This window comes from Segetibacter aerophilus (assembly GCF_007991655.1).
GTDB lineage: Bacteria > Bacteroidota > Bacteroidia > Chitinophagales > Chitinophagaceae > Segetibacter > Segetibacter aerophilus.
Genome location: NZ_BJYT01000010.1, coordinates 167,419 through 181,203, shown reverse-complemented (window position 1 = coordinate 181,203; position 13,785 = coordinate 167,419). Strand labels below are relative to the sequence as shown.

Below are 13,785 nucleotides of genomic sequence, written 5' to 3'. Positions count from 1 at the left end.
GAATAATGAAAAAGATATTCAGCAAAATTATTTTAGTCCTGTTGTTAATGACCACCTTCGTATCGGTCAATTCCCAAACTATTGTTCGCGGTGTAATACGGGATGCAGTATCTCAACAGCCACTACAATCTGTAAGTATCTATTTCAAAGGAGGCAAGGGCGTCACCAGCTCAAGCGACGGAAGCTACATGCTTGCTACAGAAAATACCAGGCTAACCGTAGTGCAGTTTTCTTATGTCGGATACAAAACAGTCTCAAAAACACTTATACCTAACAAGGAACAGGTAATAGATATATTGTTGGAGGTGTCAGACGCAAAGAGCAATGTGGTGGTAAAGACAAATAAAAGAGGAAAGTACTCAAATAAGAACAACCCGGCAGTTGAGCTGATAAGGCAGGTAATTGATAATAAAGATAAAAATAGAATTTCAGCTTACGACTACGTGTCTTACGAGCAGTATGAGAAAATGGAAGTGTTGCTTACAAAGACTCCTGAAAAGTTATTGAACAACAAGTTTCTCAAGAATTTTAAATTCGTGTTCCAAAACAATGATACCACCAAAATACAGGGAAGAGCAATGCTTCCTGTTTATATAAACGAAATTTCATCTCAGAAATACTATCGTAAAAATCCCGAAAAAAAGACGACCTACATAATAGCCGAGAAGGAAGTGAATTTCGGTGAGTACCTCGACGTGAAAGGGATTAATTCATACCTCGAGCGGATGTATGAAGACGTTGACGTTTACCAGAACAACATTTCGTTGTTGTCTAATCAGTTTCTTAGTCCCATTGCTGATATGGCTCCTACTTTCTACAGATTTTATATTGCTGATACTACAGAGGTAGATGGAGTTGAATTAGTACGTTTAAATTTTGCTCCCAGGAACCTAAATGACCTACTTTTTAAAGGAACTCTTTTTGTTACACTTGACGGGAATTATTCTGTTCAAAAATTGGTCATGAGTATTAGCAAGCACGCTAACTTAAACTTTGTTAGAGAATTACATGTAAACCAGGATTTTGAAAAAGGCCAGGACGGACGATTTCATCTTGCTTTGAGTAATACCATTGTTGAGTTTGCTTTAGCAGAGTCGGCAAAAACGGGCATTGTGGGAGAAAGAACAGTTTCATTTAAAAGCTTTACAATTAATCAACCTCAGGCTGATAGTATTTATAAAGGTGATGCTGTTGTTAGGATAGGATCACAAAATGCAGCTTCAGATACTTTCTGGCAGGCACATAGATCTCCTCCTTTGTCTGAGGCTGAAGTAAAAGTTTATTCAAACATTGATAGCCTGACTCATTTGAAATCTTTCAAAACTTTTATGGATGTAGCTACGTTACTAATGGCTGGATATAAAAGCTTTGGAGGGTACGAGGTTGGACCGGTTAATTCGTTTTACAGCTTTAACCCGGTTGAAGGTTTACGAACAAGGATAGGAGGAAGAACTACTCCCAGGTTCAATCGGAATATATACCTTGAAAACTACGTGGCTTACGGGTTTAAAGATCAGAAGTGGAAGTACTATGGCGCTGTGGCTTACTCATTTAACCATTCCTCTATATACGCTTATCCGCTCAATTACCTTAAACTCGGTTATCAAAGAGACACCAAAATTCCCGGGCAGGAACTGCAGTTTGTTGTAGAGGATAATTTTTTGTTGTCTTTCAAGCGTGGTAATAATGATCGATGGCTTTACAACTCTATTTTTAAAACTGAGTATGTAAGGGAATTTGGAAAAGACTTTGGATATACTCTTGGTTTCAAAAATTGGAAACAAACACCTGCCGGTATAATATCTTATTTAAAGCCAGATGGATCTAGCCTTGTTAATGTTCCAAACCTTACTACTACTGAACTGTCCGCAGAGTTTACATGGGCGCCCCATCGACAGTTCTACCAGGGAAAGAGATTTCGCATCCCCATTATCAATAAGTACCCAATTTTTAAATTCAGATTCATCACGGGCATAAAGGGTCTCGTAAAGGGTGAGTACAATTATCAAAACTTAAATCTTACGATAGACAAAAGGTTAATGTTATCGCAACTAGGGTTCGCCGACGTCAAGCTTGAGGGCGGAAACATTTTTGGAAAAGTTCCTTACCCGTTAATGACTGTTCACCGTGCAAATCAAACTTATTCTTACCAATTGGAATCTTACAATCTCATGAATTTCCTTGAATTTGTAAGTGACCATTACGCTGCTTTCAGCATTGATCAGCATTTTAATGGTTTCTTCCTAAATAAAATACCTTTGCTGAAAAAATTAAAGTGGCGGGAGGTTGCCTCTGCTAAAGTTTTATATGGTGGGGTGCGTGATGAAAATAATCCGGACCTCAATTTATCAACCATAAAATTTCCTGTAGACAAGCAAACGGGCTTACCGACAACATACAGTTTAAATAAATCACCCTATATTGAAGTTAGCGTGGGTGTTTCTAATATTTTAAAGCTTTTGAGGATAGATTTTGTAAAAAGGCTAACGTACTTAGATCATCCGGAAGTAACAGAATGGGGAATTAGAACAAGGGTAAAATTCGATTTCTAGAAAATATGGCAAAACAAGCGTTAAGGGATACACTTCAAAAGACGATTTATACAATAATTGACCCTTTGGTTCGACGGTTAATAAAACTAGGCCTTACACCCAACGCTGTCACAACGATAGGATTGCTTTTAAATATAGGGGTGGCGGTAATTTTTATCTCAGGCGCAGAAGAAGGTGGCCGTGCTGATTTAAGATACGTAGGTTGGGCCGGTGCGCTCGTTCTTTTTGCCGGTTTGTTTGACATGCTCGATGGCCAGGTAGCCCGGTTAGGTAATATGAGTTCCACCTTCGGAGCACTATTTGACTCCGTCCTGGACAGATATAGCGAATTAATAATGTTTTTAGGTATTTGTTATTATCTTGTTGCGCATCATTATTTCATCAGTTCTTTATTTGCATTTATAGCCCTTATCGGTTCAATGATGGTCAGTTATACGCGTGCAAGAAGTGAGGGCTTAGGTATTCAAAACAAAGGTGGCCTAATGCAACGCCCCGAGCGTGTTGTTTTAATTGGCGTTTCCGCAATAGCCTGCGGATTAACTGCTCATTTTATTGGCGGTAATTACAAATTATATGTTCCCGGAATACCGTTTCACGTTTTTGAGACCATGACTGTTTTCACGTTGCCTATAACTGTAATGGCTGTTCTTACAAACATTACTGCTTTTAAGAGACTATATGCTGCAAAGAAGGCACTGGATTTAAAAGATAAAATTAAAAATGAACAGGGTGATTTATAAGAGGGGAGCTATTCTTTTTTTTCTGGGTTGGTTTACTACTCTCGCCGTTATTGCACAGGATAAGTTTCCGGTGCCAGTCGTTGGTCCTAATCAACTATTTTACCTGCAAAGAACAGCTAATACAAACACCATTATTTGTGAGTTGAATTACAATAACAATGTTCTTGACATGGAGGAACCGGTACATGTTTATTGGATAAGATATACGGATAAAGGCCAAAAAGAAGAGCTGAATTTTGTACAGAAGAAGTTTGCATACGGCATAAAAAGTACCCCAATTTCGAAAGACAAGTACGAGCTGAATTTCGTTTCTTATAAAAAATTCCCGATGTTGTTGATGAAGGGGGCAAACAACAAGTACAACGTGTATGGAACAATTAATCAAAAACAAGCTATCATCAATCGTATCTTTGTAAAAATAAATGGAGGGTCTTTTTGGTCGCCGAATGTTGAATATGTTGAGATAAAGGGAGTAGATCCATCAAGCGGTAAGGAAGTTATAGAGAGAAGGAAAATATAAGTTTATTAAGCTTTTTTTATATGAAGAAGAATTATGTCTCTAATTCAAGAGAGTCTGTGAGGATGTTTAAAAATGATTTTTTGGAGGGTCTTTCTAAAATTCATTTTTCAGTGCCATTATTCATTTTTGGGCCTGCTATCGTTTTTTTTATTTATAAAGCAATTTCACACAACATTTCACCAGCAGCTTTTATCGGGTTTTTTATTTTAGGAATTTTTGTTTGGACCGCCACTGAATACGTGCTGCATCGCTACCTGTTTCATTTTGTACCGAAATCAGAATGGGGATTAAGATTGCATTTTATTTTCCATGGTGTTCATCACGATTATCCAAGGGATTCTAAAAGATTGGTAATGGTTCCCTCTGTAAGTATTCCATTGGCTGCACTTTTTTACTTTCTGTTTTCCTTGTTCCTGTCGGATGTGAACTTATATGCTTTTTTCCCCGGCTTTATCCTGGGTTATCTCGTGTATGATATGACACATTACGCCATTCATCATGCAAATTTTAAAAGTTCTTTTTGGAAAAAAATCAAGCAACATCACATGCTCCATCATTACGACGACCCAACCAAAGGTTACGGGGTCAGTTCTGTTTTGTGGGACAAAATTTTAGACTCCGATTTTCCAAAGAAGAAATAATGTATCAACCAGCCAAGGTGGCAACATATACAGGGTTATTTGCTAAAAAAGATATACTTCTAACTTCAATAATATCTTTATCGTATCTCCTTTTATCGAAAGTATTAATTGGATATAAACCGGAACAGTTGGTGCTGGTTGTAATTTTTAACCTGTTATACTACATCTCATTTTCAACTCGTAAGTTTATAACAGGCTTTTCTGTATTTATGATATTCTGGATCATCTTCGATTATATGAAGGCGTTTCCGAATTATCTCTACAATACAGTTCACATCCAGAGTCTTTACAATGCTGAAAAGAGATTATTTGGTATTCATGTAAATGGGCAAATTCTTACTCCTAACGAGTTTTGGCAACACAATACTTACACTGTACTTGATATTTTAAGTGGTGTTTTTTACCTGTGTTGGGTTCCCGTTCCATTGGTATTTGCAGGGTATCTTTTCTTTACCAAAAGACGTGAACAGTTCATGTATTTTGCCTTAACCTTTTTGTTAGTCAACCTCATTGGCTTTGTTGGTTATTATGTTTACCCTGCAGCTCCGCCCTGGTACGTTCAGCTTTATGGATTTAACTTCAATCCTCATACTCCCGGTAATACTGCCGGCCTGCACCGGTTCGATGACTTTTTTAACGCAGGTATTTTTAATGCATTGTATGCTAAAAGCTCAAACGTGTTTGCCGCCATGCCTTCACTTCATTCAGCGTATAACCTAATCGTATTGTATTATGGAATTAAAAACAGGCTTGGCCTCATCAACATTTTCTTTGGCGTAGTGGTTGTCGGTATTTGGTTTGCCGCAGTATATAGCAATCACCATTATATTCTCGATGTATTAGGTGGTATCAGTTGTGCTATTATTGGCATTTTTGCCTTTAAAAGGTTCATAGTACCGAACCGTTGGTTTCAATCAATGATTGTCGAAAAGTTTGTGCAAGACTAACCTCCTTACCTCAATTTTGTTTTATTCCCTCTGTGACTATCGGTTGACAGCCTCCTAATTTGTAGTTGTGAAGAGCAATAAAATTTACTTTTCTGTCTGCAAGCGCATTCACTGTTGCCAATGTTTCAGGAGAATTATAAACCCTGTTAATATAGTTGCTTGAACTAATTGCAGACGACAGTCCTGAGTGTTTGTAGCCGAGATTATAGAAAATTACGTTAGAGATATTTTGGGTAGATAAGCCTCTAGGCTTTATGATTTCGCTTTTCTTTTTGATGAGCGGAGCAACAAAACACAGGGAGTTATTTTGTTGTTTATTTAGGTACTTATCAAGCAGTTTATTTTTTCTCGTAAGTATTGTTGCGTCAGTTATTACGAAAATAATTTTTCCTTTAAGCTCTTCTGTAGATGGCCAGTTACACCCTTGCACTGAATTTCGTAAGCTTTTATTTTCCTGTAAAACTTCTTTAGGCGAGTAAATACTTGTTGCAGGAAAAATTGAGGAAATCAGGTCATCTAAATCTTGCGGTTTTCTAGCAGATTTTTTACTTCCCCAATCTTCCTTTTTGTCTATATAAATTGTAAGCACTTCATGCTCGGGATTTTTTCTTGTCCATTGCTCTATCTCTATAAGGCATTTACGAAGAGATCCACCTGCACAATTTTTATTGCCTTTCTGAAAAAGGCTGTGTTTTACAAACCAATCAGTACCCGAGCATTTTTTCTTACCCAGGAAATATTGAGAATCCCAAATGTCTAGTTCTAAAGTCGATGTATAGGCCAACGCTTCTTCAAGGCTGGAGGAATATTTTTTTTGATAACAGTTGTGGCATGCAACAGAATATTTATTGTTGTACAACAACGTATCGCCGGCTTTGACCTTTTTAGGTGCGCAAAAAATAAAAGCAATCAATAGAAAACCTACCAGGAATATATTCACTTCATATGGTTTGAACGAGAGAATTAAAACTAAGGTTAAAACGAAAAACAGAATTTAATATTTCCTTAAATAGTCTTTAAATAACTTAAACTTGTTCAATATTCGGGATTTTTTACGATCCGGCAATTTTTTACAACGCGGCTTTTAAATACAGTTAAACGTCTTATTGCTAATGTTCCTTAAATGCTCAGTAGCAGGTGCAAAAGGAAGTATGGAGTTAACGGAATCCAAGCGATAATCTAACTATAATTTTTGCCTAATTTAGGAGTAAACAAGAGGTTAAATTGTGAGCATGTTAATTGGGAGATTAGTTAAAGAATGCTCATGTAATTAGTTATGCGAGGTGGACACTAGGTCCAACGACAGCTTTAACAGAGACTTAGAACATTCTTGGTTGTAGAAAAAATCTTCCACCATACTTTAAGCGTAAATAGCATTAAAACAGATTATACATGAAAACTCTATTTCAACTATTCGCTATTATATTTTTCGCCACCTCTTGTTCTAGCGCACAATCAAAGAAATTTCCCGTTACAAAAACAGACGCAGAGTGGAAAAAACAATTGACCGATGAACAATACCGGGTGGCACGAAAGGAAGGGACGGAGTCTCCTTTTCACAATGCTTATCATGATAATCATGAGAAAGGCATTTACAATTGTATAGGGTGCGGCCAAACATTGTTTACCAGCGATACCAAGTTTGAGAGCGGCACGGGATGGCCAAGCTTTTATCAGCCAATAAGTAAAAAAGTAGTTGAAGAAAATCGCGACAAGACTTTTGGGATGGTTCGCAGAGAAGTGCATTGCAGCAATTGTGGTAGTCATCTAGGACATGTATTTGGGGATGGACCTAAGCCAACAGGGTTAAGGTATTGTATGAACTCTGCTTCACTTCGGTTTGTAAAAAAGTAATCTTTCGTTTTGTTTAATAGTTTTTAGTACCAATACACGATAGGGTTGCGATTAAGTAAAACACTCCTCCGGGTAAAATTCCTCTCATAAATGAAAGCGATTCTTTACAAGCATCCACTAGCTATTCGCTGGTTTCACTGGGTAAATTTTCCTGTACTTGTTTGTATGATCTGGAGCGGTTTATTAATCTATTGGGCAAATGGAGTCTATAAGATTAGCTGGGGCAATAAAGTATTTGTGAAGTTTTTTTCTACAGGATTTTATAAAGCATTAAATGTTCCGTTTCATCTCGCGGAGGGTATGAGTTGGCACTTTGCCTTTATGTGGCTATTCACGATCAATGGGCTACTATATGTTTTGTTTACCTTTTTTTCGGGTCAGTGGAAATTCTTATTGCCGAATAGAAATTCTTTCAAAGAGGCATGGCTTGTGTTGTTGCACGACCTGCATATAAGGAAATACGAACCGCCTCAAATAAAATACAACGCAGCACAGCGTATCGCTTATACAGCTATTATGATTATGGGGATTGGTTCGTTAATCACAGGACTTGCGATTTATAAGCCCGTTCAGTTCAGCTTTTTTTCATGGATTTGTGGAGGATATGCAGCCGCACGTTTAGAACACTTTATTCTTACTCTGGGTTATGTTCTTTTCTTCCTTATACATGTGATACAGGTAGTTAAATCGGGATGGAATAACTTTCAAGCTATGATTACAGGATTTGAAGTAATAAAGGATGCGCCTAAAAAAGTACCTCATGAATGATCGATCTTCTTTGCCTGTTAAAACCGTCGCCAACAGAACGTTTGGAAGAAATAGTATTCTTTCATTCGTGTTATTTGGATTGTTCCTTGTTGGAGCCTGGGCTACTTTTAAATGGATCAAAAGACAGCCGCAGGATGCGGGAGCATTAAGACCTTTACGAAAAACACTTGATTTTAATGAAACCGTATTTTCAACTGTTTTTGATAGTAATAAACTGGTAAAAGAATACCCGGTCAGTCATGCCGCAAAGCGAGTTAGGGTAAATGGAATGGATGGACTTCGTGACAGCGTTAATGAAGAAACCTGGCGGCTAAGAGTGATACGGGCACCCGGCGATACTTTACAGATTACTTTAGACGATATTAAAAAACTGCCTAAAAAAGATTTAATCTTTGATTTTAAATGTATAGAAGGTTGGGACCAGGTAACACATTGGGCTGGCGTTCCCTTGAGAACTTTTATGCAACATTACGGGTTGAGCGGACAATCGAAAATGAAGTATGTGGGTCTTCAGACACCTGACAAAAAATACTACGTCGGAATAGACATGCCTAGTGCTTTGCATCCACAAACGTTACTGTGCTATGAAATGAACGGTCAACCACTTCCAATTAACCAGGGGTTTCCGGTGCGCCTGATAATACCAGTGAAGTATGGAATTAAACATTTGAAGCGAATAGGAACCATGTTTTTTAGCAACGATAAACCGGCTGACTTCTGGGCTGAAAGAGGTTATGATTATTATGCGGGTCACTAATCCACGAACACTTTGTGCTCTTTTGTTAAGAGATTATATCTCCTCCTAATCTACTAAATCGATAAATCCCGGTTCTTTTGTATCAAATCTAAACACAGTGTTCGTTATCGAACAGTCCCGTGTTTATCATTTTGTTCTAACTGCTTCCTTTACAGCTATTTGTGCTTTGGCATCCTGCTTGAAATAATACTGGTATAAAAAAACAGTGTATGTACCAGGCAATTCCAGAGAACTTTTCTCAAATACTTATTAAAAGACTTTTCTTATTTATAGCCGCGTTCGCAATAGTAATGATTATCATTTACTTTAATCAGTCGCTACTTTTTACGTCCGGCACTTCTGTTAATTCTCCAGACCATTTCTTAGAAATTAATAAAACGAATATTTTTTTTAACTCTTAGATAATTTATGTCTACAATCAGGACCTGGAAAATTATTTAAAATAATGTACCTGTAACAACAGGGATCTCAATAAACAGAGGTTATCTCGAACAAACGAGATAACCTCTTCTTTTTAAATAATTGTGATCTGTTAAGCGTATTCTTTCACCCGCCAGCGCTCTTTAATTTCTTCCTTCAACCTTTGAATGATATCATCCAAACCTTTGTACCAGTCAAGGTGAGGACTCATCTTGTCGCATCCACCTGCATGGCCAATACACTGCGTTTCTTCCCAAACTCTGCCGCAATCAGGGCATCTTGCTCCTGTGCTAAAAGTATCCCACATGCAACCGCAACTGCATTGCCAATAGGCTTGACCGTCAGGCTCCCATTTACATTTCGGGCAGCAAATATGTATGTCGTCCATAGTTTTTAACCCCCAACCCCTAAACGGGCTTTTCTTTCAAAGGTACAGTGAGCCTCTCATTTTTAAAAACATAGACGAGATACTTTAGCTGATTTCAATAACGAAGAATTCGGAAAATCTCTTCTCCCTTCAGTGCTGGCGCTTCCCACATCTCTTCTCCCTTTAGGGCCGGGGCTTTATCTCTCCCTTTATCTGAGGCTTTCACTTTCAAACACTTTGTCCGAAATCGGACGTTTTCTAAAAATTCAGATTAAACAAAGACTTCTTTTTCAACTACTTACGTTTGGCACCTTGCTTGGAACATAATAGCCAAATACCAAGAATGGATACAAATATCTCAAGAGAAGTTGGCCAGGAAAAGAAAAGAAAAGGCTTTTTCATTGCAGCTTTAATTATTGTTTTACTGGTTGCTTCTGTACTGGTTTTAAGAGCTTCCTTCTCATCTTCAATCAAAAGACAAAACATTACTACTGCAGTTGTTGAAATAGGCAACATAGAAAATACCATATCTGCTTCAGGAGAAATACTTCCCGAATTTGAACAGGTAATCACGAGCCCTATAAATGCATCCATAAAGAGCGTTTCGATGGATGCTGGTAGCGCTGTAAAAGCAGGTCAGTCTATTTTATCGCTGGACAAACAAGCGTCAGAGATGGAATACCAGAAGTTGAAGTTTCAACTGGAAGGCAAAAAGAATAATATTCAAAAGCTTCGTCTCGAACTAAATAAAAGCTTTTATGACATTAAATCTAATAACAGCATAAAGGAGCTTAAGATAAACAGCCTGCAAGCACAGGTTGAAAACGCAAAGCGCTTATACAAAGCAGGTGGTGGAACAAGAGAATCAATTGAACAAGCTGAATTGGATTTGAAGGTTGCCTTACTTGAAAAAAAACAACTGGAAAATGAGATTGGAAGTAAGCAACAAACAATGAAAGTGGATATAAGAGAATCTGAAATAGCAGTTCAAATTCAACAAGCAGATTTGTCTGAATTGCAAAGAAAATTGCAGCAAGCGAACATCGTGGCTAATCGTGCAGGCGTAGTAACATGGGTGAATAAAAATATTGGCTCTACTGTGAGAGAAGGTGAAACGCTCGCACGTATAGCAGACCTGGGTAGTTACAAGGTTTCCGGGACCATTTCTGATACTTACCTAAATGAACTTAGAACGGGTCTTCCAGCCATCATTCGCATAAATGACTCAACGGTCAGAGGTACTGTTGTAAACATTCATCCAACCATTCAAAACGGCATTGTTTCATTTGACGTGCAGCTCGACGAACGTAATAGCAAGTTGTACCGGCCCAATATGAAGGTAGATGTCTTCGTGGTGACGAACAGTAAAACGAATGCAATGCGCATTACAAACGGACCTGCATTTAAAGGTGGAAATGTACAGGACATCTATGTTGTAAGCAACGGTAAGGCAATACGAAGAACAGCCAACATAGGCTTGAGCAATTTTGATTATGTAGAGATCAAAGACAATGTAAAACCAGGAGAAGTCTTGATTACTTCTGATATGAGCGATTATAAAAACTCAAAGGAAATAACGATAAAGAATTAGAAGAAGTTTTGAGTTTGGGGTTTTGAGTTTAAGGTTTAGAGTCGCTAGTCGCTAGACGTAAAATCGCAAGTAAGCCAACTCAAAACCCAGCACTCAAAACTCAAAACGCAACACCCTACACTTTAAAACTCGCATCTCGAAACTTAGATTAACATGCAATCGAAACTACTACTTATACTAACTGCAATGTCGCTGCTGACCTTAGAAACTATTGGTCAGGGAACGAGCGATACGTTGAGACTGACGCTGCATGAGGTGGTAGAAATGGCCAAGGGAAAATCAATAGCAGCAAAGCAGGCTGTTACACTTAAAGAAAATAAATACTGGCAATGGAGAACGTTCAAAAGTAATTTTCAACCACAGCTTTCGCTTAACGGTGTCTTGCCTGCCTACACCAACTCGTTCCAGGAAGTGATACAGCCGGATGGGACAATCGTATTTCAGCCAGTGAAGTATAACAACTCATCTCTAAATCTTGCTTTAAGTCAAAGCATCGCTGCTACCGGTGGAACTGTATTTGGCACAACTCAGTTGCAGCGGTATGACGACTTCAACAGGAACTTCAAACTATACAATGGAGTGCCGTATGGAATTGGTTACAGTCAGCCATTAGCAAGGTTTAACCAGCTTAAGTGGGATCAAAAGATAGAGCCGCTGAAATACAATGAAAGCAGGCAGGCATACATTGAGTCAATGGAGCGAATTGCTATAAGAGCAACCGGCTTTTTCTTTGACTTATTACTGGCCCAGGTTAACCTGCAAATCGCTGAAACAAACTTTGCTAACACCAAGAACATACTTCGTATTGCTAAAGAAAAGTTTGATATAGGCAAAGTGTCAAGAAACGAAATTTTGCAACTGGAGCTCGAGCAGTTGAAGGCTCAAAAGTCAGTGGGCATAGCTAAGCGTGATATGGAGATTTCTACTTTAAATCTTCGGACTTATACGGGGCTAACAAACAACGATAAAATATCCCTGGTACTTCCGACAGAAACAAAATCAACAGACATAAACCCGGAAAAGGTTTTATCTGAAGCTTTGGAAAATCGTTCTGATGCAATCGCTTTTATGCGCCGCACTGCTGAGGCTAAAAGAGATGTGGCAAAAGCAAAAGGCGATAATGGTATCAACGCAACCCTAACTGCAAGACTAGGTTACTCAAAAAGTTCGATCAGTCTTTCTAAAGTGTACGAGGCGCCTAAGAGTCAGCAATTATTTCAGTTGGAGTTTGATATTCCAATACTTGATTGGGGTCGTTCAAAATCGAGAATGAAAACGGCTGAAGCAAACAGGCAGTTTACAGAATACGCAGTTGAGCAGGATAAGCAAACCTTTTCGCAAGAGATCTATACACAGGTCACACTATACCAAATGATGAAGGAGCAATTGGTTTTGAATGCAATGGCAGACAGCATTGCTTCAGAAAAATACCAGATTGCAAAGGAGCGGTATGTGCTTGGGAACCTTAGCATTACAGATCTAAGTATTGCTTTCCAGGAAAACGACCAGGCAAAGAGAGATTTTGTTTTAGGCTTGAAAGACTTTTGGAGCGCTTACTACCAACTGAGATATTTAAGCTTATACGACTTTGAAACAAATCAAAAAATCATTTATAAATAGGAAAGGCAAAAGGCAAAAGGCAAAAGGCAATGACGGTGCTAGGATGTACGACTTTTCAAAAAAACAGAAAATCAATTAAAAAATAACTAAAACAACACTTATGATACCTGTAGAAACTACTGAAAGAATCCATCATACTAATTTAAATGATAACAATGCAGAAGTGATGATACGATTGCAAAATATAAACAAGGTGTATAGAACAGATACTGTTGAAACACTTGCCATCAACAACATTTCTCTCAATATCGACAAAGGAGAGTTCTTGTCAATCATGGGCCCTTCGGGATGTGGCAAGAGTACTTTGTTAAATATCATGGGTTTGCTTGATAATCCTACGAAAGGGGAAGTATCAATAGACAAGCAGGATACAACAAAGCTGAATGATAAAAAGCTCGCTGCGTTCAGAAATCGTAAGCTTGGTTTTATTTTTCAAAGCTATCATTTGATCAATGATTTGAAGGTTTTGGATAACGTTGAATTGCCTTTATTGTACCGAAATTCTACAGCAAAGGAAAGAAGACAACTTGCAACAGAGGCTCTGGAGAAAGTGGGGCTAAGTAATAGAATGAAACATTTTCCAACACAATTGTCTGGTGGGCAAAAACAGCGTGTGGCCATAGCAAGAGCCATTGTCGGTCAACCTGAAATTATACTAGCCGATGAACCAACTGGAAACCTTGACAGTGCTATGGGAAATGAAATTATGGAGATACTGCTGCAGCTAAATGAAAGAGACGGAACCACGATAGTGATGGTTACCCATGATGAAAACATGGCGAGGAAGACACATCGGCTCGTACGGCTGTTTGACGGGTCACAAGTGCAATAGGTTTTGAACCACTAAGGCTCAAAGAACACGAAGAAGCACTAAGACAACTCTGTGATACTTTGTGCCCTTCGTGTCTTCGTGGTTCAAGAAAAAAAGATGCAAAAAGATTTGCCGTACAAGTAAGTGACACAACGATGACGCCACTAAGAACCAAAGCCGGCAACACAAAAAAAACT

13 protein-coding genes are annotated in these 13,785 nt (G+C 38.3%); 11 read left to right on the top strand and 2 right to left on the bottom strand.

The window, feature by feature from the left end:
• The first annotated feature begins 5 nt into the window (after positions 1-5).
• Genes SAE01_RS14495 through SAE01_RS14475 form a run of 5 tightly spaced genes read left to right on the top strand, consistent with a single transcriptional unit; the run spans position 6 to position 5,400 of the window.
• Positions 6-2,552: a DUF5686 family protein gene (locus SAE01_RS14495; RefSeq protein WP_147204501.1), complete on the top strand. Its 2,547-nt coding sequence runs from the start codon at positions 6-8 to the stop codon at positions 2,550-2,552.
• Positions 2,553-2,557: 5 nt separating this feature from the next.
• A complete protein-coding gene (locus SAE01_RS14490) occupies positions 2,558-3,292 on the top strand; it encodes a CDP-alcohol phosphatidyltransferase family protein (RefSeq protein ID WP_147204500.1) in 735 nt (244 codons plus the stop codon).
• The gene (locus SAE01_RS14485; protein ID WP_147204499.1) at positions 3,273-3,812 is read left to right on the top strand and encodes a DUF4833 domain-containing protein; all 540 of its coding nucleotides are present in this window, start codon (positions 3,273-3,275) and stop codon (positions 3,810-3,812) included. Before SAE01_RS14490 ends, SAE01_RS14485 begins: the two co-directional genes overlap by 20 nt.
• 20 nt (positions 3,813-3,832) lie before the next feature.
• Positions 3,833-4,453 (top strand): sterol desaturase family protein, encoded by a 621-nt coding sequence (locus SAE01_RS14480; RefSeq protein ID WP_147204498.1) that lies wholly within the window; start codon positions 3,833-3,835, stop codon positions 4,451-4,453.
• Positions 4,453-5,400: a phosphatase PAP2 family protein gene (locus tag SAE01_RS14475; protein WP_147204497.1), complete on the top strand. Its 948-nt coding sequence runs from the start codon at positions 4,453-4,455 to the stop codon at positions 5,398-5,400. The genes SAE01_RS14480 and SAE01_RS14475 overlap by 1 nt, the downstream gene beginning before the upstream one ends.
• Before the next feature lie 10 nt (positions 5,401-5,410).
• Here SAE01_RS14475 and SAE01_RS14470 read toward each other — a convergent pair whose 3' ends face one another.
• Positions 5,411-6,340, bottom strand: coding sequence for a Ca2+-dependent phosphoinositide-specific phospholipase C (locus SAE01_RS14470; protein ID WP_170234165.1), 930 nt, complete (start codon positions 6,338-6,340; stop codon positions 5,411-5,413).
• Positions 6,341-6,792: 452 nt separating this feature from the next.
• Here SAE01_RS14470 and msrB point away from each other — a divergent pair, with 452 nt between their 5' ends.
• From msrB to SAE01_RS14455, 3 genes are all read left to right on the top strand, one after another.
• On the top strand, positions 6,793-7,254 hold the full coding sequence (msrB, locus tag SAE01_RS14465) for a peptide-methionine (R)-S-oxide reductase MsrB (protein ID WP_147204495.1): 462 nt from the start codon (positions 6,793-6,795) through the stop codon (positions 7,252-7,254).
• Positions 7,255-7,344: 90 nt separating this feature from the next.
• Entirely contained in the window at positions 7,345-8,022 is a 678-nt protein-coding gene (locus tag SAE01_RS14460; RefSeq protein ID WP_147204494.1) for a cytochrome b/b6 domain-containing protein, read from the top strand.
• A complete protein-coding gene (locus tag SAE01_RS14455; protein ID WP_147204493.1) occupies positions 8,015-8,779 on the top strand; it encodes a molybdopterin-dependent oxidoreductase in 765 nt (254 codons plus the stop codon). Before SAE01_RS14460 ends, SAE01_RS14455 begins: the two co-directional genes overlap by 8 nt.
• 532 nt (positions 8,780-9,311) lie before the next feature.
• Here the strand turns inward: SAE01_RS14455 and SAE01_RS14450 are convergent.
• Positions 9,312-9,587, bottom strand: coding sequence for a hypothetical protein (locus SAE01_RS14450; protein WP_147204492.1), 276 nt, complete (start codon positions 9,585-9,587; stop codon positions 9,312-9,314).
• A 322-nt stretch (positions 9,588-9,909) separates the two neighbouring features.
• Here SAE01_RS14450 and SAE01_RS14445 point away from each other — a divergent pair, with 322 nt between their 5' ends.
• The 3 genes from SAE01_RS14445 (at position 9,910) to SAE01_RS14435 (ending at position 13,609) form a co-directional block, all read left to right on the top strand.
• A complete protein-coding gene (locus SAE01_RS14445; RefSeq protein ID WP_147204491.1) occupies positions 9,910-11,157 on the top strand; it encodes an efflux RND transporter periplasmic adaptor subunit in 1,248 nt (415 codons plus the stop codon).
• A 153-nt stretch (positions 11,158-11,310) separates the two neighbouring features.
• Positions 11,311-12,777 (top strand): TolC family protein, encoded by a 1,467-nt coding sequence (locus SAE01_RS14440; RefSeq protein WP_147204490.1) that lies wholly within the window; start codon positions 11,311-11,313, stop codon positions 12,775-12,777.
• Between the two features lie 100 nt (positions 12,778-12,877).
• Positions 12,878-13,609 (top strand): ABC transporter ATP-binding protein, encoded by a 732-nt coding sequence (locus tag SAE01_RS14435; RefSeq protein ID WP_307725115.1) that lies wholly within the window; start codon positions 12,878-12,880, stop codon positions 13,607-13,609.
• Positions 13,610-13,785 lie beyond the last annotated feature (176 nt).

What these genes read in the sequence shown, in the direction of transcription:
- SAE01_RS14495 (WP_147204501.1), top strand. Translation starts at nt 6, where the DNA reads ATGAAAAAGATATTCAGCAAAATTATTTTAGTCCTGTTGTTAATGACC.
- SAE01_RS14490 (WP_147204500.1), top strand. Translation starts at nt 2,558, where the DNA reads ATGGCAAAACAAGCGTTAAGGGATACACTTCAAAAGACGATTTATACA.
- SAE01_RS14485 (WP_147204499.1), top strand. Translation starts at nt 3,273, where the DNA reads ATGAACAGGGTGATTTATAAGAGGGGAGCTATTCTTTTTTTTCTGGGT.
- SAE01_RS14480 (WP_147204498.1), top strand. Translation starts at nt 3,833, where the DNA reads ATGAAGAAGAATTATGTCTCTAATTCAAGAGAGTCTGTGAGGATGTTT.
- SAE01_RS14475 (WP_147204497.1), top strand. Translation starts at nt 4,453, where the DNA reads ATGTATCAACCAGCCAAGGTGGCAACATATACAGGGTTATTTGCTAAA.
- msrB (WP_147204495.1), top strand. Translation starts at nt 6,793, where the DNA reads ATGAAAACTCTATTTCAACTATTCGCTATTATATTTTTCGCCACCTCT.
- SAE01_RS14460 (WP_147204494.1), top strand. Translation starts at nt 7,345, where the DNA reads ATGAAAGCGATTCTTTACAAGCATCCACTAGCTATTCGCTGGTTTCAC.
- SAE01_RS14455 (WP_147204493.1), top strand. Translation starts at nt 8,015, where the DNA reads ATGAATGATCGATCTTCTTTGCCTGTTAAAACCGTCGCCAACAGAACG.
- SAE01_RS14450 (WP_147204492.1), bottom strand. Translation starts at nt 9,587, where the DNA reads ATGGACGACATACATATTTGCTGCCCGAAATGTAAATGGGAGCCTGAC.
- SAE01_RS14445 (WP_147204491.1), top strand. Translation starts at nt 9,910, where the DNA reads ATGGATACAAATATCTCAAGAGAAGTTGGCCAGGAAAAGAAAAGAAAA.
- SAE01_RS14440 (WP_147204490.1), top strand. Translation starts at nt 11,311, where the DNA reads ATGCAATCGAAACTACTACTTATACTAACTGCAATGTCGCTGCTGACC.
- SAE01_RS14435 (WP_307725115.1), top strand. Translation starts at nt 12,878, where the DNA reads ATGATACCTGTAGAAACTACTGAAAGAATCCATCATACTAATTTAAAT.